Origin of the sequence: Companilactobacillus sp. (genome assembly GCF_022484265.1) — a bacterium.
Taxonomy (GTDB): domain Bacteria; phylum Bacillota; class Bacilli; order Lactobacillales; family Lactobacillaceae; genus Companilactobacillus.
The window spans coordinates 1,039,502-1,060,540 of record NZ_JAKVLR010000001.1; the positions used below are offsets into that span (position 1 = coordinate 1,039,502).

Annotated in this window: 21 protein-coding genes and 1 tRNA gene; 10 read left to right on the forward strand and 12 right to left on the reverse strand. The window is 38.3% G+C overall.

What is annotated here, in order from left to right; all coding sequences use genetic code 11:
* The first annotated feature begins 99 nt into the window (after positions 1-99).
* From LKF16_RS05170 to LKF16_RS05180, 3 genes are all read left to right on the forward strand, one after another.
* Entirely contained in the window at positions 100-555 is a 456-nt protein-coding gene (locus LKF16_RS05170; protein WP_291469282.1) for a flavodoxin, read from the forward strand.
* A 4-nt stretch (positions 556-559) separates the two neighbouring features.
* Entirely contained in the window at positions 560-1,021 is a 462-nt protein-coding gene (locus tag LKF16_RS05175) for a GtrA family protein (RefSeq protein ID WP_291469284.1), read from the forward strand.
* A gap of 63 nt (positions 1,022-1,084) precedes the next feature.
* Positions 1,085-1,945 (forward strand): PhzF family phenazine biosynthesis protein, encoded by an 861-nt coding sequence (locus tag LKF16_RS05180; protein ID WP_291469285.1) that lies wholly within the window; start codon positions 1,085-1,087, stop codon positions 1,943-1,945.
* Positions 1,946-1,987: 42 nt separating this feature from the next.
* Here the strand turns inward: LKF16_RS05180 and wecB are convergent, their stop codons facing one another.
* Positions 1,988-3,130: a non-hydrolyzing UDP-N-acetylglucosamine 2-epimerase gene (gene wecB, locus LKF16_RS05185; protein WP_291469287.1), complete on the reverse strand. Its 1,143-nt coding sequence runs from the start codon at positions 3,128-3,130 to the stop codon at positions 1,988-1,990.
* Between the two features lie 501 nt (positions 3,131-3,631).
* On the opposite strand from wecB, the gene fba reads away from it, so the two are divergent.
* Both fba and LKF16_RS05195 read left to right on the forward strand, forming a co-directional pair.
* Positions 3,632-4,501, forward strand: a complete 870-nt coding sequence (gene fba, locus LKF16_RS05190) for a class II fructose-1,6-bisphosphate aldolase (protein WP_291469289.1) — start codon at positions 3,632-3,634, stop codon at positions 4,499-4,501.
* Positions 4,502-4,601: 100 nt separating this feature from the next.
* Positions 4,602-5,036, forward strand: coding sequence for a GNAT family N-acetyltransferase (locus tag LKF16_RS05195; protein ID WP_291469291.1), 435 nt, complete (start codon positions 4,602-4,604; stop codon positions 5,034-5,036).
* Here LKF16_RS05195 and LKF16_RS05200 read toward each other — a convergent pair.
* The 5 genes from LKF16_RS05200 to LKF16_RS05220 all read right to left on the reverse strand — a co-directional run bounded on the left by LKF16_RS05200 (position 5,033) and on the right by LKF16_RS05220 (position 7,770).
* A complete protein-coding gene (locus tag LKF16_RS05200) occupies positions 5,033-5,275 on the reverse strand; it encodes a hypothetical protein (RefSeq protein WP_291469293.1) in 243 nt (80 codons plus the stop codon). The genes LKF16_RS05195 and LKF16_RS05200 overlap by 4 nt on opposite strands.
* 230 nt (positions 5,276-5,505) lie before the next feature.
* On the reverse strand, positions 5,506-6,177 hold the full coding sequence (locus LKF16_RS05205) for a hypothetical protein (RefSeq protein WP_291469295.1): 672 nt from the start codon (positions 6,175-6,177) through the stop codon (positions 5,506-5,508).
* Positions 6,178-6,256: 79 nt separating this feature from the next.
* Positions 6,257-6,625, reverse strand: a complete 369-nt coding sequence (locus LKF16_RS05210) for a hypothetical protein (protein WP_291469297.1) — start codon at positions 6,623-6,625, stop codon at positions 6,257-6,259.
* Positions 6,626-6,683: 58 nt separating this feature from the next.
* A complete protein-coding gene (locus LKF16_RS05215; protein WP_291469299.1) occupies positions 6,684-7,313 on the reverse strand; it encodes a DUF421 domain-containing protein in 630 nt (209 codons plus the stop codon).
* A 10-nt stretch (positions 7,314-7,323) separates the two neighbouring features.
* Positions 7,324-7,770 (reverse strand): DUF3290 family protein, encoded by a 447-nt coding sequence (locus tag LKF16_RS05220; protein WP_291469301.1) that lies wholly within the window; start codon positions 7,768-7,770, stop codon positions 7,324-7,326.
* Between the two features lie 141 nt (positions 7,771-7,911).
* Here LKF16_RS05220 and LKF16_RS05225 point away from each other — a divergent pair, with 141 nt between their 5' ends.
* Entirely contained in the window at positions 7,912-8,442 is a 531-nt protein-coding gene (locus LKF16_RS05225; protein WP_291469303.1) for a phosphatidylglycerophosphatase A family protein, read from the forward strand.
* A 77-nt stretch (positions 8,443-8,519) separates the two neighbouring features.
* Here LKF16_RS05225 and LKF16_RS05230 read toward each other — a convergent pair whose 3' ends face one another.
* Both LKF16_RS05230 and LKF16_RS05235 read right to left on the reverse strand, forming a co-directional pair.
* Positions 8,520-10,445, reverse strand: a complete 1,926-nt coding sequence (locus LKF16_RS05230) for a hypothetical protein (RefSeq protein ID WP_291469305.1) — start codon at positions 10,443-10,445, stop codon at positions 8,520-8,522.
* Between the two features lie 159 nt (positions 10,446-10,604).
* Positions 10,605-12,569, reverse strand: a complete 1,965-nt coding sequence (locus LKF16_RS05235) for a hypothetical protein (RefSeq protein ID WP_291469307.1) — start codon at positions 12,567-12,569, stop codon at positions 10,605-10,607.
* A gap of 416 nt (positions 12,570-12,985) precedes the next feature.
* On the opposite strand from LKF16_RS05235, the gene LKF16_RS05240 reads away from it, so the two are divergent.
* Positions 12,986-13,483 carry a GNAT family N-acetyltransferase gene (locus LKF16_RS05240; RefSeq protein WP_291469309.1) on the forward strand — a complete coding sequence of 166 codons (498 nt, stop codon included), beginning with the start codon at positions 12,986-12,988 and terminating at the stop codon, positions 13,481-13,483.
* Between the two features lie 51 nt (positions 13,484-13,534).
* Here the strand turns inward: LKF16_RS05240 and LKF16_RS05245 are convergent, their stop codons facing one another.
* The 4 genes from LKF16_RS05245 to LKF16_RS05260 all read right to left on the reverse strand — a co-directional run bounded on the left by LKF16_RS05245 (position 13,535) and on the right by LKF16_RS05260 (position 17,240).
* Positions 13,535-14,776 carry a CAP domain-containing protein gene (locus LKF16_RS05245; RefSeq protein WP_291469311.1) on the reverse strand — a complete coding sequence of 414 codons (1,242 nt, stop codon included), beginning with the start codon at positions 14,774-14,776 and terminating at the stop codon, positions 13,535-13,537.
* A gap of 133 nt (positions 14,777-14,909) precedes the next feature.
* A tRNA-Arg gene (locus tag LKF16_RS05250) sits at positions 14,910-14,983 on the reverse strand.
* Between the two features lie 36 nt (positions 14,984-15,019).
* Positions 15,020-16,240, reverse strand: coding sequence for a DEAD/DEAH box helicase (locus LKF16_RS05255; RefSeq protein ID WP_291469313.1), 1,221 nt, complete (start codon positions 16,238-16,240; stop codon positions 15,020-15,022).
* Between the two features lies 1 nt (position 16,241).
* Positions 16,242-17,240, reverse strand: a complete 999-nt coding sequence (locus LKF16_RS05260; protein ID WP_291469315.1) for a Gfo/Idh/MocA family protein — start codon at positions 17,238-17,240, stop codon at positions 16,242-16,244.
* 118 nt (positions 17,241-17,358) lie between these two features.
* Between LKF16_RS05260 and LKF16_RS05265 the strand changes: the two genes are divergently transcribed.
* From LKF16_RS05265 to LKF16_RS05275, 3 genes are all read left to right on the forward strand, one after another.
* Positions 17,359-18,699 carry an APC family permease gene (locus LKF16_RS05265; protein WP_291469317.1) on the forward strand — a complete coding sequence of 447 codons (1,341 nt, stop codon included), beginning with the start codon at positions 17,359-17,361 and terminating at the stop codon, positions 18,697-18,699.
* 78 nt (positions 18,700-18,777) lie between these two features.
* Positions 18,778-20,115, forward strand: a complete 1,338-nt coding sequence (locus LKF16_RS05270) for a PTS transporter subunit EIIC (protein WP_291469319.1) — start codon at positions 18,778-18,780, stop codon at positions 20,113-20,115.
* Positions 20,105-21,007, forward strand: coding sequence for an alpha/beta hydrolase (locus LKF16_RS05275; RefSeq protein ID WP_291469321.1), 903 nt, complete (start codon positions 20,105-20,107; stop codon positions 21,005-21,007). Before LKF16_RS05270 ends, LKF16_RS05275 begins: the two co-directional genes overlap by 11 nt.
* Positions 21,008-21,039 lie beyond the last annotated feature (32 nt).

Sequence of the window (21,039 nt, forward strand, 5' to 3'; positions counted from 1 at the left end):
TTTACTGTTATTTCTACTTAGTAATACCTAATTAGATGGTGAAGACTTATAATTTTTGCTATAATGTTTCAAGATATTTTAAAATGAGGCGACATAAATATGACTAAAGTAAAAATCGTATATGCAAGTATCACTGGTAATGATGAGGATATTGCCTACGTTTTGACTGAAAAATTTGAACAGCTCAACGCTGATGTAGAAATGAGCGAAGTTTCTCAAACAGACCCTTCTGACTTTGAAGATGCTGATATTTGCGTGATTGCTAGTTACACTTATGACCAAGGCATCGTCCCAGACGAAGCTTTAGACTTTTACGACGACATGCAAGATCTTGACTTGTCCGGCAAAGTTTATGGGACTTGTGGCTCTGGCGATACATTTTATGAAGATTTCTGCAGCGCTGTTGATGAATTTGCAAAGGTATTCGAGTCAACTGGTGCTACTAAAGGTGCTGAACCTGTTAAAATTGAGCTTGAACCTGAACAAGATGATATCGATAAATTAGACAAATTTGCTGAATCTCTCTACAAGACTGCTAAGGAAATGGACATGTAACAACATGGACGTATTGAAAAAGCATCGTGACTTTTGGATGTATTGCGTATTTGGCTTTTTAGCATCGATCTTAAATATTGTCATTTTTGATGTTGCTCACAATAACTTACATATGCAGCTATGGCTAGCTAATACCTTAGCTTGGTTCATTTCAAATACATTTTCGTTTTTCGTAACGAAGCTGTATGTCTTTAGGACTGAAATGAAGGATTATTCAAAAGTAATCCACGAAGGTGCATTTTTCTTAGTTTCAAGAATACTTTCACTGATCATCGATGATATCTTTATGATCGTCGCAGTCTGGGTATTGCCTTGGAACAACTTGATCATCAAAGCCATCGATCAAGTAATCGTTGGTTTGTTCAATTATTTCTCATCCAAATGGATCTTCGACTACAACAACCGTCGCTTGATTCAAAGATTACGTGAAATTCGTGCTAAAAGAAAAGAAGCTGGAAAATATTAATTATTTTCTAGCTTCTTTTTTGATGTAGTAAAATTGAGTCAATGGATTTAAGGGAGTTTAAATATGACAGATAATCAAATTTCATTTAAACAAGTTGATGTATTCACCAAGGTTAAATACAAGGGAAATCCGGTAGCTGTAATCTTAGATGGCGACTCTCTGACTGATTCGCAAATGCATGACATCGCGAATTGGACGCATTTATCAGAGACCACCTTTGTATGTCAGCCAACTGATCCAGAGGCAGATTTTCGATTGCGGATTTTTACACCTGAAAGTGAATTACCATTTGCTGGTCATCCAACAATTGGTTCTACACAAGCCGTTTTAGAGAATGGGTTGGTTCCAAAACACGACGGATTTGCAGTCATGGAATGCGGACAAGGGTTAGTAAAAATCTATATCAATGATTCAGAATTGTACTTAACCTTGCCTAATCCACAGCTTGTCGACCTTTCAGAAAGCAAGTTAAATCAACTAAGCCAATCTTTAGAAGTCTATATGAGTGATATCAAACTTGGGTATCAAATTAACGTAGGTGCTACTTGGTATACCTTGGAGTTAAAAGATGCTCAATCAGTACTAGATTGCAGTCCAGACTTTGAAAAAATGTCTTCAGTCATACCAAAAGGAATTACTGGAATAACCATTTTTGGATCACAATCTCAAGGTTCTGACACGGACTTTGAAGTTCGGTCGTTTGCTCCTAATGAAGGCGTTGAAGAAGATCCCGTTTGTGGTAGCGGCAATGGATGCGTTGCGGTGGTTGTTCAAAAAGACAGCTTGCTGAATCGAGACCACTATATTGCTCGTCAAGGAACTTGTCTTGGAAGAAACGGCCGTGTCAAAGTCCAATTTAGCGACAAGGATATTCTGGTTGGTGGAAGTGCCGTAACTTGTATCAATGGTGACATTTATATTTAATTATTTACAAAAAAAGACGACTTTATGAAGTCGTCTTTTTGATTATTCAAATTCATCTGGTTTCTTATCTGTTTGTTTGAAGTAGTAACTGATTGCGTCCAAAATTCTGTCAGATGCTTTACCATCACCATAAGGATTCTTGGCATTTGCCATGCGGTCGTATTCAGCTTTATCTTCGATCAAACGATTCATTTCTTTTTCAACTACAGCTGCATCAGTTCCAACAAGTTTCAATGTACCAGCATCAACACCCTCGGGACGTTCTGTTGTATCGCGTAAAACTAGCACAGGTTTACCCAATGAAGGTGCCTCTTCTTGAACACCGCCTGAATCAGTCATGATAAAGTAACTCTTGGATGCCAAGTTATGGAAGTCTAAAACATCAAGTGGTTCGATCAAGTGAACACGTTCAACATCTCCGAGAATACTCTTGGCAGTCTCTTGAACGACTGGATTCAAGTGTACTGGATAGATCAATTCGATGTCGTCATGCTTTTCAACAACGTGTTTCATCGCTGTAAAGACTTGTTCCATTGGCTTGCCTTGGTTCTCACGACGGTGCATCGTTACTAAGATCATCTTCTTATTAGGGTCAATGATATCCAAAATTTCATGGTGATAATCTTGATGAACGGTACTTTGTAAGGCATCGATAGCTGTGTTACCAGTTACAAAGATACCCTTTTCGTGATGATTTTCTTTGAGCAAATTAGCTTTACTCTTATCAGTTGGAGCAAAGTACAGATCTGCTAAATCGTCAGTCATTTGACGGTTCATTTCTTCTGGCCAAGGCGAGTACTTATTCCAAGTTCTCAATCCAGCCTCAACGTGTCCAATAGTTGTCTGGTGGTAGAAGGCTGACAAGCTGGCACTAAACGTTGTCGTTGTGTCGCCGTGAACCAAGATAATATCTGGCTCTTCTTTTTCAATGATGTCGTCCAATAATTTCAACACCAAGCCAGTGATACCACTGAGGGTTTGGCGTTCTTTCATAATATTCAAGTCATAATCAGGCTTGATCTTAAATATCTCAAGCACTGAATCCAACATTTCACGATGTTGGGCAGTAACGACCGTGATTGTTTCAAAACGGTCAGAATTTTGTTTTAATTTCAAAACTAGTGGAGCCATTTTAATAGCTTCTGGACGTGTTCCAAAAACTGTCATAACTTTTATTTTTTTCAAAATATCACCTCAACTGTTAATTAAAATTATATCAGAAAAGCAGATATATAACCTAGCTGTATCAAACATTCGTTTTAAGTTTGATTAAAGTTAAATTGTGTATAATATCTTCGAAACCAAACATAAGGTAAGGAAAAAATTATGACTAATTTCTTTTGGCTAATAATCGTGGGTATTTTATTAACTTTGACGTCATTTTTCTTAGTGATGGCTATTTATAATACCGTTACCAAAGAAGAAGGCACTCGCTACTGGTGGTTTATTTTTATATTCCTGTTAGCACTGGTTGCGTTTTCATTTTGGCCCTATTATAATTTCTAATCACAAAGTCAATCGATAGAATAATAGTAAAAGCAAGAATTATCGTTCATATATACAATTATTTCACTAAGTTTTGACTTTCTGGACAAGAAATACTTTTAGAAAACGTATATTAATTACTTAAAAATTGCGTTAAAATAAGAATTGTATTCTAAAAGATGAATTATTGGAGGATTATCAATGGCTTTAACAAATGGTAATGAAATTTTCAATGCAGCCCGTAAAGGCAAGTATGCTGTTGGTGCATTTAACATCAACGACTTGGAGTGGACACGTTCAATCTTGGCCGCTGCTCAAGCAACAAACACACCAGTATTGGTTCAAACATCAATGGGTGCTGCTAAATATATGGGTGGTTACGAATTATGTCTACACCTTGTTCAAGACACAGTTAAATCAATGGGTATCACAGTTCCAGTTGTAATGCACTTGGATCATGGTAACTATGAAGCTGCTAAAGAATGTATCGAAGTTGGTTACAACTCAGTTATGTTCGATGGACATGACCTTCCTTTCGAAGAAAACCTTGAAAAGACAAAGGAAATTGTTAAATTAGCACATGCTAAGAACATTTCTGTTGAAGCAGAAGTTGGTTCAATCGGTGGTACTGAAGATGGTATCGTTGGTCTTGGTGAATTAGCTGATGTTGAAGAAGCTAAGACACTTAACGCTACAGGCGTTGACTACCTTGCAGTTGGTATTGGTAACATTCATGGTGTTTACCCTGACAACTGGAAAGGCTTAAGTTTCGACCGTCTTAAGGAATTAGCTGACGTTATTGATACACCACTTGTACTTCACGGTGGTTCAGGTATTCCTAAGGACCAAATCATCAAAGCTGTTTCAATGGGTATTTCAAAGGTTAACGTTAATACTGAATTACAACTTGCATTCGCTAAAGCAACACGTAAATACATCGAAGACAAGAAAGATCTTGACATCGACGAAAAGGGTTATGACCCACGTAAATTGCTTGCACCTGGTGCAAAAGCTATTACTGAAACTACTGAAGAACGTATCAAGTGGTTCGGTACACCAGCTATTAAATAATAGATATCTTCTAATACAAAAAGCAGACCGAATGGTCTGCTTTTTATTTTGTCTGATAAGTGTAAAATGAATACATTAATAATTATTAGGAAGTGTTTTAATGATCGAGATCAGAGTTTCAAACGACTTGAATTCCAATGTTTATAAGGATGGTTTGGACATCAGAAAAGCTGTCTTTGTTGATGAGCAACATGTGCCTGCTGACTTAGAAATTGACGATAACGAATCAAATTGCATTTACAATACGTTGTACAAAGACAACCAACCGGCTGCAGTTGCACGTTACTTCCCTACCAAAAACAACGGAATCCATATTCAACGTGTCGCAGTGCTCAAAGATTTCCGTCATCAAGGACTAGCTTCTGAGCTGATTGAAAAAATAGCTGTCGATGCCAAGATTCAAGGATATCAATACATTATCTTAGGAGCCCAAGATCAAGCAAACGGCTTCTACAAATCATTAGGTTTCAAAGTGGTCGGAGACCAGTATAAAGAAGCGGGAATATTGCATCACGATATGCGTAAAGAACTCTAGTCCTTACCTTTCTTGTAACTATAATCAAAAGCCCAATTTAAAATAAAAAATAACACTAGCGGTGCTAAACAATACAATAAAATCATTGAATCGTATTGCTTCTTGATCAATAAGAACCAGGCTAACAGAAAAATGACGCTTAAAATACAAACGATAATCGAAATTTTTTTGGCACAGTGATGATTCTTAGCGAGTGTTTCGCTAGAATCTTGGTCTGGGACGGGCTCCTTATTTTTCATTTTATAATCTCCCAATAAAATTTGTTATATGTATTGTAGCACCGTTATAATGTGAAAAAAATAGCATATAAATAAATTTATAAGAAATCAAACATGCAAAAAGACGATCTTCATTCTTCATAAATCGCATCAAACTGGCATTTCATTGCCATATCGATGTTACATTTTTGAGAATCTGATCGTCTTTTTATATATTTAAAATTTAATGGTTAGTATAACCTGAAGTTATATTAATTTGTCTTTCCAATCTGCAGATGGTGCTTCAATGATGGCAAAATCAATTTGTCAGACCAGCCAATAATGACCCCTTGAATGAAGACGGCCAAAACAGTTCCTAGACCGACTGATAAAATTTTTCCAGAAATGAAGTAGCAAATGATCATGATGACGACTGGTGGAGTGTAACTGAATAACTGTCCCCATCCAGCTGATCCGTGCAAATACTTGAATCGCAACAAATATGCTAGTTCATCATTTGGATGCTGGATCAAGTTGCAGCGCTGATAGATCGACGTACCTGCTGACACTCCGACTAATCCGATAATATCAATAATGATCCTCACGACAATATTTAACTGGTCGAAATTTAACGGACCATAAAGCCAAGTAAAGAAACCGACTAAATAACTGAATGGCAGTGAAAAAAGTAAATTTGAGATAAAAATGTGAACATCAAACTTACGCAATAAAATTTGATTTACGATTGAAACTAGTACGGCATAGACAAATAGTGTCGTTCCGTATTCAACGTGCAACAAGCTCGAAATATTAACTCCTGAAGCCATCCAAACGGCGCTACCCATGTTACTTGAGATCATCAAGGCATTGGCAGCAGCGTCTAACACAATAGCAAAAGATAAATATCCGATTCGTTTTTTCAGATCATGACTGGTATTATTCAAGAACATCCCCCACTTTGATGATTATCATACGCTTTGCGAAAATAAAAAAACCGCCTCAGGCGGCTTTTTTAAGAATTACTTATCGAACGTTCGTGTAAAGTTTAACTTGATCAGCAAGGACATAATAGGCATTTTCTGTACCGTATTGCAACAATACTGAACCATCGCTCATTGTGACCTTAACTTTGGAATTTCTGATCACGCCATCTGGATTGATCAACATCAAAAGACTGATTCCTGACAATGTTTGGTATCCGATTGGCTTAGTGATCTCATAGTAGAAATTACCAGTTTCAATTTGTGTGACATATGGCATTTGGTAATAATCAACCGCACCAGTATCATCCGTTGTGGCTGCTTGAGCGATTGGAGCAGATAGACCTACTGTAGAAGCTAATCCTAAAGCTAATACTGCACTCGTTACTACCGTTCTAATCGATTTTTTCATAATATTCACCTCAACTTCAATTGTAATATAGATGATTTGTTATGTCAGTACAATTAGATTAATATTTGTAAGCGATTACTTTGCCATCAATATAATTTGCCAAATAAACTTCAGACAACTTCAAATTCTTAGCAGCGAGTTTCTCTTCGACCCAAGCTTGATCCTTATCTAAGATTTCTAATTCATCTTGATTGATCTTGCCGTCTAAAACAATTGGATACTTGATGTTCTCCTCATTTTTCATAACGATCGTTAATTGCCCATTTTGTTCAAACACTGCTCTTTTGACGTCTCGAATATCGTTGACTCCTGATTGACGAAGTTTGAACGATAAATCGTTAGCTGAGAGTCCATTTTTCAAGGCCAAGTCAACGTCGATCTTGCCATTAGAGACGATCAACTTGGGCGTACCGTCGATAATTTTTTTAAAAAGATTATTGTGATTAGTCAAAAATTTAGCGATAAATACGATCAATGTCCAGATCAATAACACCATGGTAAATTGCAGCAAAGTGATTTGTTGGTTGTAGATCATACCACCGACAATTCCACCTAAAACGTAATTTTGCAAGGCATCAATGGCGTTGGTTGGTGCAAGGTTACCTTTACCAAATAAATTGATCTGCAGCACCATAAAAATAAAGCCGACTGTGAATTTTAAAGCTAGATCTCCGTATGATAAATCCATAATTTCCCCTCTACTTTTGTAATTTAACGTTGCCGCTGTTCAAAATATTGGCGTTGGTCAACGTGTAACTGTTTTGATTAGTATCAAAGCTGACGCGATAAACGTACTTGCCATTTTTGATCAACATCCCCTCAGTTGGAGTTGACGTATTGGAGTACAATTTTTTCACTGGTACATCTTTGACCTTTGCAATTGAGCGCATTAGCGTTAAAGTTTGGTTGGTCTTATTATTTACATCGAGCTGCTTTTCATAATTATTGTAATTGATACCAATAAATGTCGCCGTGCTTAATGCGAAGATGATCAACAGGTCACGATACTTATTATCGGTTCGATTACGAAAGTAGCGATAGCCCGTAAATAACAGTGCCACGGCTAAGGTGATCGTCACGATAATAAAGATAAAGTTAGGCATTTTATTTTGGTTAACTAAATAGCTATACGAGTAAAAAGTCATAAGTTCCCCCTCTATTCATTAATATTATTTTAAATCAAATACGTCATTATGTATTAATAAATAAAAATTTGATTTTATTTGATTTTAATAGAGAGGTTTGCTAAATTATAAAACTACTGATTTTGAGAAAGGGGATTTATCATGCCATCAGATGTTGAATTAGATGAACAATATTACAACCACATCATTAGAAATTTGAAAATGCGAGGCGTTACTTTGCCTGACATTGCCGAACTAGTCATGTTTTTGGAGAAGGATTACGTCCATGGATTGGATGAAAAATTATCGATCCATGCGATTAAAAAGGTCTTGCATAAACGAGAAGCTCAAAATGCCATCATGACCGGAATCGAATTGGACGTCCTAGCTGAAAAAGGCCTCTTATCTTCGCCCATGCAAAGAATTATGAGAACCGATGAATCTACCTATGGTGTCGATGAAAACCTCGCTATCACCCTATCAAGCCTTTATGGATCAGTTTCAGTTACCAACTACGGCTATGTCGACAAACTTAAGCACGGCATCTTAGCCAAACTGAATGATAAATCGACTGGAAAAATCAATGTTTTCTTGGATGACCTAGTCGGAGCGATTGCTGCAGCAGCCTGCGGCTGGTTGGCACATAATGAAACTAAGATTGCTGAATACTTTGCAAATGGAACTTTAGATTAGGAATAAGAAATCAAATTAAAAGACGTATCTAATTTTTTACAATTAGGTACGTCTTTTTTTGAAATCTAATTTAATTGTTATTCTGGAGCATTAACTACGGTCCAACTTAACGTTGACGAGTAACTACCGTATTTGATTGCGCTGTTGTACATGTAAAGCTTCAAGCCATCAGTCGCATTGTTGCCAACTGAGTTTAAGGCTGAACCATTGGCAGCACTAGAAATAGGAATACCGTCTTTGGTCAGTGTCGTGTAGTTTGAACCATTGTAGTAACGCAATTCAGAAGCTAGCGTGTTGCTACCATCGCTAAAGGGCGTCGTCTGAGCTAGGAAAATCTGAGTTGCGGTTTTATCACGACGGTTGTCATTTACAGTCAACAAATTCTTGTCATTGTTGTTAGTGCCGTCAACACTACCATCGACCGCTGTACCAACGTTTGAATACTTCAACTGACCATAGTCAATGTCGTGAGCTTTAACATTAAGTTCACCATCAGAGAAGTTGATGCCTAATGGATTACCAGTATATGGATCCGGCAGATTCGATTCATCAGCCGTTTGACCATAGAGTGTTGGAGTTGTGACAAATTGCAAGTTGTTGTTATAACCAGCATCAATTGCTATTTCGTAAGTATGAGTCTTAGTCTTACTGAAATCTAAATTTGTAATGGCAATATCGGCAACCGTATCATCGCCTTGAACACTATCAACTACATAGCCTCCATATTCTTCACCATCAACTTTTACACTAGATGGCGCCATATTGATTGGAATTCGAATCCTGAAACCAGCAGCAGTCATAACAGAATTAGCATTGGTATCAGTTATCGTACCCTTCATTACTAACTTGTCGCCACCCATAACACCATTGATGATCGTGTCATCAGAGTTGTGGTCATCGTAGGTTTGATTGTAAACATTGCTGGTGATATTAACCTTTGGATTGGTGTCGGCGTTGACAGTTAGAGTGGCTGACCCAGTCTTAATGTTAGCTGTCGTGGTATTACCACTCGCATCTACAGATGGCATTGTAATATCCGCATAGTATTTTGCTTGATCATCCGTGTACAAGGTTTCTGGAGTTGTATAAGACATACTAGTAGAAGTTTCAACTACCGTATCTTTCCCATTTAGCACTTTATGCCACACAACTTTGGTAGGACTTTGCCCCCATTTACCTTGAATTGCAAAGGTAGCTGTTTCCCCTTCATTGACTGTTTGATCTTCTAAACCACCACCAATTTTCACAGCAGTTTGACGTTGGAATGATTTACCAGTACTGTTTGTGATAGTAGCAATTGCATTAACAGTACCTGATTGTCCCTTAGTGTTTGCAGTAATCTCACCTGTAGTGGCATCTATTGTTGCAAGGGTTGTATTATCGACAGACCAACTTACTTTAGCTGTAGAATTACTTGGTGTTAATTTAGCATGAGCAAAGGTTGTCATCGCACTACTTTGGTTATTGTATAAATAGTCATTATCTACAGAAACTGTAGCATCTGTTGCATCAATTGGATCAGGCAAAGTTGTGATGGAGGCTACTTGAGACCAATAATGATTATAGACAAACGGTATTAGTGTGTTAACACGATAATCCTTTTGATAATATACAACGCCAGTTTTAGATGGTGTAACCGTCAGAGAGTTACCATTTGCTCCTTTTACTTGAGTCCATGTTCTTCCATCAGTTGATTGATACCAAAGATGTTTATAAAGAAGTGTGAAATCAAATGGTGAGAGTTGCATCTTGGTGGACATGGTTACCGGGGAATCTATATATGTATATTGGCTTTGTGGCTGTAAAGAATACCCAGATCTCCAAGTAATCAAAAATCCTGAAAGAGGGTCAGGACTTGGAGTCTCTTTTGGAATCACAGTTACATCATCAGCCTTCGCTGTATTCCCTGACTGCGAATTCTTATCAGAAGCACTGCTTAATCCAAAAAACATTAACAGTGCTAACAGAGCTATTAGTATGTATTTACTTTTCTTTTTAAGCATGTGGTCCCCCTCGCGTAACGTTATATTATATTAAAAAAATTCCTCTTTTTTAATATCATTTTCATGATATATTATACCTAAATTTAGCAATAAACGGGATAAAAATGCCTAAAAAAAACACACTGACATTAAATTGTAATGTTTGTGTGCTTTTTTGAGTTATTGCGGTGCATTTGCAATCGTCCAAGTTAAGGTCGAAGTGTATTGTCCGTAGGTCAAATTACCTTGACGAATCAAAAGTTTCAAGCCAATATCTGGATCATTGGCCACTGAATTCAAGGTGTCGCCAGATTCCGATTGATCGATCAGAATTGGACTTTGACTGACTTCTTGATAATTCCCATCAGAATCGTAATATCTTAATTCAGAGTCTAGGACATTTGCACCTGAAGTAAATTGATTGTTTTGTGTTAAATAAATCGCTGTGGCATCTTTTTGACGACGGTTATCGACAATATTTAAAATATTATCTGAGGTCGCACCATCGATCGTGCCTGCAACCGGCGTTCCCACGTTTGAATACTTCAAAGTTCCGTAATCAATATCTTTGGCTTGTGCATTAAGTTTTCCGTTAGTGAAGTTGATCGTCAACATATTGCCACGGAACGTGCCGTCGATGGCATTTTCATCCTCATCTGTTCCGGTCAGTTCAGGACTAGTAATGAATTGTGAATTACCATTTCCCTTCACCGTAAAGGTGAATTCAAAACTGTGAGTCTTAACCTCATCAAATGGAATATCGAAGAAATAGACGTACTGTTCTTGCGGATTACCAGTCGGTCCAGGTCCCACATAAAAATTATCCGTCGATTGTCCATCGATTTGTACATTGGTGATATCAGGCAAGGCATTTTGATTTAGAACTACCCCAGATGGTATCTGAATTTGAAACGCTGCTGTTTTCATAACTGAATTTACGTTTGTATCTGTAGCGGTTCCCTTGATAGTAATTAGATCTAAATCGACTACGTTATATAGTTCAGTATTGTCAGCATTGTGGTCATCATAGGTATTGTTAAAAATCGTACTGTTTAATTCGATTTTTGGAAAAGTGTCTGGGATAACAGTTAGCGTTGCTTTATTCGTCGTAATTGTTTGTGTTTGCGGATTGCCGTTCATATCATTTTGCGTGGTCTTGATAACAGCATAGTATTGGGATTGGTTATCTGCCCAAACTGTATCAGGCGTCGTGTAGCTAAAAGATGTACCAGTTTCAACTGTCGTGTCAGTTCCATTGACCACTTTGTGCCAAGTTACCGAATCTGGCACAACATCAAAGGTACCTAAAATATCGAATTTAGCGGGATTACCTTCATTAACAGTCTGATCATCCAATCCACCACCGATTGTGACTGTAGCGGTGTCATAAACTTGTTCACCATCACTATTGGTCAAAGTCCCAGTAACTGTTACCGTCCCAGATTTACCACTATTATTGGCTGTGATCAATCCAGAATCGGGATCGATCGTAGCTAGATCTTCATTATCAATCGACCAACTCAGCTTTGCAGTAGAATCATACGGATCCGGAGTTGCAATCGCGTAGGTAGTTTGTTGCTCTTCGGTATTGTTATACAAATAATCATCTTCCGTAGTAACCTTAACCGCTTGTGCATCCTTAGGTTCCGGATAGGTGGTTACTGAAGCCATCTTTGAATAGTATCCTGACCGATTGCTACCAATTAAATTTTTTCTTGTATAAGCTAGTTGATAATATGAAATACCCACTTCTTGTGGGTCGACAGTAATGTTTTTTGAAGTGGCTCCGGATGGACTATCCCACTTTGTGCCATCATCTGTCGTCCACCATTGATATCTATACGGATTTACCGAACTAATCGAATCCAGAAAGGTTATCGTGGTGGCAGCTGTTAAGTTGACTGACTGGCCTAAATACGTGTACTGATCAGTCGGTTGTTTCGTAAAACCTGAGGTCCAATAAAGGCCTAATATCTTTACTGGTGCTGCACTAGGCGTATATAGCGGATTGACAATTAAGTCGTCAGCCTTAACGACTCTGGGAGAATTTGTGGTTAGATCATTGTCAGATGCCTTAGAAATACCCACAAACGTCAGCACCATTAATAACGCTAGAAAAAAATATTTGATCTTTTTTCGCCACATAAAATCTCCTCCTTCTTTATATTTGGGTACAATAAATTTAGTTTATTCAACTATTATTTTAATATATGTAAGGGTTTTCATCAATTTTATGGAAACACTAAAAAAGCCTACAAATCAACGTTTGTAGGCTTTATAACTGTTTCTATTTTGAATATAAATTTTGTTCTAAATTGATATTATTTTAATTTAGAAACGGCTTCTTCAATTGTTTTACCGTTTGCAAAAGAATTACTGTTATTCTTGTCGACTACGGTAAACAATTGTGTTTGTGTATTAAGTTGTACTTTATACTTCATAATTATTTACCTCCTTTATTAATACTTAGAACAATATTCTAATCATTTTTTGATAACTGTCAACAATTTTGTTTTTGAAAAAGTATAGTAGGAGTATAAATATTTTTTGAGGAGAGTCAAATGCCAATAGAATTTAACTACGCTGAACAAGTAGATCTATCAAAAATCGTTGATATTTATAATCAAGCAATCCCAAGTCGCATGGCTACGGCAGATTTAAAACCTGTCAATCTTGAGTCAAAACAAGCTTGGTTTGCTGGATTTAACCATCAGCAACGACCAATCTGGAAGATTGAATTAGATGGAACAATTGCCGGCTGGGTCAGTCTCGAATATTTTTACGGGCGTCCAGCCTATATTCATACTGCTGAGATCAGTATTTATATTGACAACAATTTTAAGCATCATGGACTCGGAACATCTGCTGTAGAATTCGTCATTACTCAGCTTAAAGCTCTCGATATCGATACTTTAGTAGCTTATATTTTTTCACATAACCTACCTAGTCAGGGCTTATTCAAAAAATACGGCTTTACTCAATGGGCTCACTTACCAGATGTCGCATTAATGGACGGTCAAAAAAGAAGTCTGGATATCTTAGGAAAACACTTTAATTAAAAAAGACAGACTACTGTCTGCCCCGTTAAACAACCCTATCTAGGTTGTTTTTTACATTCCATATGAATTTAAGATCCATTGGCCATATCCGACTCTCAAGAATTGACCATTAATACTACGACGGTCAACGTGATAAGGTACGTTTGCGGTTGTGTATGCACCAGTTGGTTGGAAGTTATCGTTATAGACAGCAACACTTTGTGGAATTGTGGCTGTCATATCCATGTATGATGATGCACGGACGTCATTTGCTGAAACAAAGCCATCTTTTGAAACACGGAAATAGGCTTGACCATTGATCAATGCCAAAATATCTGAATACCATTGTGAATAAGGACTTAATCTTGGACTTGAATAAACGTTTCCGTTTTTATCGACCATATTGGCTGTCGTATCGAGGACATCAACGACACCGTTGAAATCATTTGGTGTATAAACTTTGGTGAAAGTTGTGTGGTCTTCATCATTTAATGAAGATTTATCGTATTGTGAAGGATTGGCATATCCGTAACTATAACTGGCGTTATAGTTGCTCATATCGGTTTGGTTGTATGAATTGTTAGCAGTGGCATCACTTCCATATTCCAAAGCAACGACGAATAATCCATTTCCTATCGAAACTCCGACGCCGACTGATGAAACGTAAGGATCAAGCATGGCTTTACGGTGACCGAAGTCCCCTTCAGGAGCTTTTTGTTCAGTGTAAAAATTATTGATGAAGTGCACTGCGATTTGGTAAGGATCATTTGGTAAACTAGCGACATCCCAGCTACCTAAAGCCTCTTTAGTGTTGTAATCATATGGTGCCATAGCACTCGATGACCAGTAATCATGATTGATTGAACCACGTCCAACTTGCATATCTGCACGACTTTGAGCGTATCCATTCAAAACATCAACGTTAGTCAACTTGGGCAAGCCGTTTTGTGAACGGAGGTTATTCAATTCTGTCAATACGTCAACTGCCACAGCCTGTGTATCAACATTGGCAGAAGCTTGAGTAGCCGAAGTCTGTGGATCAGTTGTAGCTACCGTATTAGCAGCAGTTGTAGCAGTATTATTCACACTAGTTTGTTCGTTAATCGGTAAAGCATTATAAACCGGTTGTGTTGAAGTGGTTTGACCAGTTGCAGTTGCCGACGCATCATTCGTATCAGCAGTCACAGCGGTGACTTGAGCTTGACCATCATCAGCACTCGTAGTATCTGCCTTAACATTATCGGCCAAAGTTAATGACCCCAGCACTAACCCAGCAATAAAGAGACTCGAAAGTTTACCCTTAGATATTTTCATAGATAGATTCTCCCCTAAATAAAACGATTTTATAATTCAAATTATATTATTAGGGATATGATAAGTAAACTTGAATTTAAGTTTCAAAATTTTGAGTAAAAAAATAGTCATCCATCATGGATGACTATTTTTATGATCCCTCCCGGAATCGAACCGGGGACCTACTGCTTAGGAGGCAGTTGCTCTATCCAACTGGGCCAAGGGACCAAAAAGGCAACACTAATATCGTGCCACCAATTATTTTTATTGTAAAGGCTTTTTAGGACGGTGCTTACCTTTGTTCTTTTGATCACGCAAACGTTTCTTGTGCTTAGGTTTGGGCATCGTCTTCGCCATTTGTTTCTTATGCTTGTGGTAAGTATCTTTAGCTGAAAATGTACCATCGTGATTTAAGAAGACCTTCTTGATCTCCAAATCATTAAATGTCTGCAAGTTTCTGAAATCGTGACTATTACCAAATGTCACTACATCCCCAGACTTGCCCATTCGGCCGGTTCTACCAGCACGATGCAAATACTCGCTGTTATCACGCGGAATCATGTAATTGATAATAGTAGAAACATTATCAATATCCATTCCACGAGCAGCCACATCAGTGGTTAACAACAAAGTGACCTTGCCGCTCTTGAACAGTTGCAATGCAGTCTTTCTTTGTTGCGACGACATTTTACTATCGAGCACAACGAAATTAGTCTTGGCATATTCCAAGTCAGAGCTGACCTTGTGCAGCGAACGCGAATTGTTGAAAAAGACAATTCCAAGAAACTTCTTATTGTGGGCCATTTCTCGGATCAAAGTATTTTTCATGCCGTCGCTACCGGTATTAATGAAGTAATGCTTGATACCTTCCGTATATGAACGGTCGTAACGTTGGTCGATAGTTAAGAAATCTTGACCAAACCACTTATGCATATCTTTAAAAATTTCATTCCCAGTAGCTGAGAAGAAGGTCAACTGCACGTCTGCTGGCATCAGGTCGATCGTTTCTCTGACTGATTCCAGCTTATTTTCGTTCAGCATCTCATCAGCTTCGTCAACGATAACTGTCTGTAAATTGCCTAGCTTGACCTTGCGGCTGTCAGTCAATTCCTTTAAACGACCTAACGTAGCAACCAAAATTTCTGGCTTCTCTTTTAATTTTTTCAATTGACGTTGTGGATTTGCCCCACCAGTCACAGCTTGAACTGAGCAACCAACTAGTTTAGCCAATGGTTGAATGACAGTTCTTACTTGAATAGCAAGTTCTTGAGATGGTTCCAAAATTAGTACTTGCAAGCCATCGCCAGGGACTAACGTTTCCAGCATTGGCATCGTAAAGCCAAGCGTCTTACCTGAACCCGTTGGTGCCATAGCAATCAAGTCCTTACCTTCTTTAAAAGGCAAATAGACTGATTCTTGAATTTTCGTCATCTTTTCAAAATGATTCTCGGCAAAATAATCTTTATATAATGTAGGTATGTCCAATTTAATTTTCCTTATCTGCTTCAAACACGATTCCGGCTGAAGCTCTAGCATGTTCTAGAATGCGATTTACTATTCTAGCATATCTTGACAGTTGAGCATACTTCTCTTGGTCATTTTCATTGATGATTCTTGCAAATTCAACTGCTTCAGAATCCATCGGATTATCGCTTTTTTCAGCGGGAATTGGCGACAGACGCTTCTTTTCATCGCTCTGTTGCAACTTGGTGATATCTCCAGCACTATCCATCAATAAAGTCTTCTTGCCAAAATAAATTTCTGATGGCATGAAGGAATTCTTAGTCTTACCGACAATGATATTAACGTCGAAATCATCGTATTTGAGCGTCAAACTACCGCTGCCGTCAACGCCTGATGACAAGATCTCTGCATCATATGTAACCTGGTTGGGTTCACCGAACAAGACCACTGCATCATAAACACAGTAAACGCCAAGGTCATAAAGTGCTCCACCTGAAAAAGTTGTCGTGAAGACATTTGGATTTTGTGCGTCTAAATAAGCATCATATTTACTTGAATATTTCATATATGAAAGTGTGGCACCACTTAAAGCAGCTTTGTTTTGTTCAAGATACCACTGAACCTTCTTGAAAATCGGTTCATGAATGTGTCTAGCCGCTTCGATCAAGAAAACGCCCTTTTCTTTAGCAATTTGTTGCAAAGTTGCTAATTCATGGACATTTGATGTACTTGGCTTTTCAACGATAACTTGTTTGCCATTTTCGATGGCTTGTTTAGCTTGTGAATAATGCAAGCTATTAGGCGATGCAATGTATACAGCATCGAATTTATCGCTACTGAAAAATTTATCTAAGTCCGTCGTCAAATAAACGTCGTCGCCGGAAAATTTATCTGCGAATGTCTTAGCCTTAGCCTCGGTCCGTGAATAAACTTCCGTTAACTTAAATGATTTTGTTTCCTCAGCTGCTTCAACAAATTGCTGAGAGATCCAACCTGTTCCGATAATTCCTAGTTTTAACATAAAAATCACCTCGTAATTCAATTCTACTGATTTCAAACTTCAATTGCCACAAAAAACCTTACCCACGAAATAAAAACTGTTATATTATTTTAATATACTTTAGGGGGAGGATTTGCATATGAAAGAAGAATCAGTTGATTCTGATTTAAAAAGAGAGCTCGGATTTTTCCCCGCTTTATCGACCGTCATGGGCTTAGTTATCGGTGGAGGCGTCTTTTTCAAGATTTCAAGCGTCACCGCGGCTACAGGTTCCGCCAGTTTGACGATCTTAGTTTGGCTATTGGCCGGATTCATTACCATTAACGCTGGTCTAACAATCGCTGAATTAGCAACTGCTTTGCCAGTTGCCGGAGGAATTTATAAATATATCGAATATATTTATGGAAAGGTTCCCGCATTTTTATTAGCTTGGGCTCAGTCAGTCATTTATTACCCAGCTGCTATCGCAGCATTGTCGATCGTCTTTGCGACCCAAGTCATCAACTTGACCAACATCCCTGATGCAACGAGGATTCCAATCGCTATCGCGGTTGCCGTATTTTTATTCCTATCTAACTTATTAGGAGCCAAGGCTGGTGGACGAATCCAGTCAGTAGCTTTCGTCGCAAAATTGATTCCGATCGTGCTGATCATCGCCGTAGGATTATTCACGCCATCGAACAATCCAGTTTCATTTTTTCCAGTAACCGCTGGATCTCATCCTAACTTCTGGACTTCTCTAGGGACTGGGTATGTTGCCACGATGTTTGCCTTCGACGGCTGGATGAACGTCGGAAACATGGCTGGTGAAATGAAGCATCCGGAAAAAGATTTATCGCGTTCGATCATTATCGGATTGCTTTTGATCACATTAGTCTATGTTTCGATCAGTTTTGTTTTTGTCAAAGAGTTGCCATTCCACATCATTCCGGGAAACGAAAATGCCGCTTCAGAAGCTGCAATCAAAATTTTTGGAAATATCGGTGGAAAAATCGTCACTATCGGTATCTTAATTTCCGTTTTCGGATCTATCAACGGTTATACAATGACCGGAACTCGTGTCAGCTATGCATTAGGTAAAGACGACGATATCGTGTTTGCAAACTTCTTTGCCAAGTTGACCAAGAATACCCGTGTTCCTATGAATGCAGGTATCGTCCAAACTGTTATCGCAATTATTATGATTTTCCTAGGTACCTTCGATTATTTAACTGATATGTTGGTATTCGTAATGTGGATCTTCTCGATCATGATGTTCGTCGGCGTCTTTATTTTGAGACGCAAAGAGCCAGATTTGAAACGTCCATACAAGGTCAGTTTTTATCCAATACCGCCGATCATTGCAATCATTGGCGGTGGCTACATCGTGTTCTCAACTATCGCGCTCCAACCAGTCCTAGCTTTCTTAGGAATCTTTATTACGATCGTTGGTCTGCCGCTTTACTATATTCATGCATTTAATAAAAATAAAAATAAGTAACCTACTATGGTTGCTTATTTTTTTTAAGCTATAATCAAAGTGAAATTAATAGTATGCAAAATTTTGGAGGTGAAACTTTTGGAAGAAAAATTCACACGTCCTTGGGAAAGAAAACTAGTTCAATTAAATCTTTGCGTGCAAAAATTATTTATTTACCGTGTGATTCAAAGAACCGTCCTAACCATTTTCCCATTTGTCTTAATTGGAAGTTTCGCCAAGACCATACAAATCGTCTTTTTAGGCAAAGATGGTTTATTTTCTGATTTGACGGACTTTATGAGCGACAGCGTATTTTACCAACTTGATGGAATAATTTCTGCAATTGCCAATTTGACCATTGGCTGGGTCTCGGTGATTGCAGTTTTTGTTGCCGCAAAATATTCTGCTAAGCATTACAACCGTGACGACCAACTTGCTGGCATTACTGGTAGCTTAGCTTTATTGATCATTGCCTATTCTTATTCTAGAAAGCAACCCTTCGCATTCCACAGTGCTGTTTTAGGGATCAGAGGATTATTGTTTGCAATTCTTTTAGGTATCTTAGTTGGATACATTTTCAAGATTACTAGTAAGCCAAAGGAAAAATCTAGATTTGCTGCTATGTCTAGCAGCGTCCTGAATCGGACCTTTATTTCGATCAAATCGATTTTTTCAATAATCATCTTGGCTGCTTTAGTCAGCGACTTGGTCAACGTAACTTTCTATTCTAATTTGCCAGACACTATCGTAACCGCTTTGACTAGCACCAATGCCAGTTCTAATCCTGTACTCAGTTTGCTTCGTACCTTTGGACTAGGCGCTTACACCATTATTATGTCGTTTCTCGGCTGGTCAGGACCTTATTCTTCAATCGGAACGACTTACGCTGATACTAATTCAGTCACTAATTTAAATTACGCATTGACCCATCACACTGCTTGGGGTGCTCCCGACTTATTCAACAGCAACGCTTTGTATCACACCTTCGCAGCATACGGCGGAACTGGCGCAACGCTGGCTTTGATTATTGCTATTTTATGGGTATCAAAAGATAATGACTTCTTGACAGTTTCCAGATGGTCGCTAGTGCCTAGCATCTTCAATATCAACAGCGCGTTGATGTCAGGTATACCTGTATTTTTCAATGTTATCTTCTTTATTCCATTTTTAGTAGCACCACTAGTCAACATGGCCATTGCTGCAATTGCTCTACAGCTCCATCTCATGCCACCTGCCGTCTATTCAGTACCAGCTGGAACACCTGGACCACTGATTGCCTTCTTAGGTACCAACGGTAGCTGGCAAGCGCTGATATTTACCGTGATTACCTTATTTATTTCTGTACTAATTTATATTCCTTTTGTCAAAATTGCCGAACAAGTTAAAGTGATCGACAACTTGGCTGACGACGAAGGAGGCGTTGATAATGAAAAATAACTTTTTAAGAAAACCTGCATCCAAAAAAGGTATGCACGCAATCGTCTTTTTATTATTAGTTATGATTCTAATTGGCATACCTTCTTATTTCTGGACGAAAGATAACGTTTCGACATTAGCTGGACGTTACAATTCGCCCCTTTCACCAATCATTATGATTCCAGGTTCCAGCGCCCAAGCCAATAGGTTCGAGGACCTAGTTAACACGATTAATAAAAAATACGATGAACACCATAGTATGCTTGAGTTGACCGTCCACACAGATGACACCATCACTTACAAGGGCTCAATCAAGAACAATGACCCACGTCCATTTATCGTGGTGGGATTTGAGAACAACAAAGACGGCTACAGCAACATCAAGCAACAGGCACGATGGATGTCGATTGCCTTTGATGCCTTAAAAGACAGATATAAGTTCAATAACTTTGATGCCTTTGGTCACTCAAACGGTGGGTTAATTTGGACCTATTACTTTGAACATTATTTCGATGACGACACAATCAACGTCCACAGAATGATGACCGTGGGATCTCCTTATAACTTCGAAGAAAAGAACCAATCAAAGCGGACGCAAATGCTAGATGATTTCATCAAAAGCAAGAATAAGTTGCCAAAAGACTTAACTTACTATTCAATCGCCGGTACCAAAGTTTACACCGATGACGGAATCGTCCCAATCGGTAGTGTAGAATCCGGCAAGTACATCTTTGAGGGCAACATTAAGCATTACACCCTGATCACCTTAACCGGAAGCAATGCCGAACATTCGGATATGCTAACAAATCCACAATTCATCTCGCTGTTCCATCAATACATCATAAATGACAGAACAAATGCTCCAACAACAACGAAATCCAGAAAAATAGATTCGCAGCAAACCAACAAATAATAAATGAAAAATAGCACCTAATAGGCAAAGTT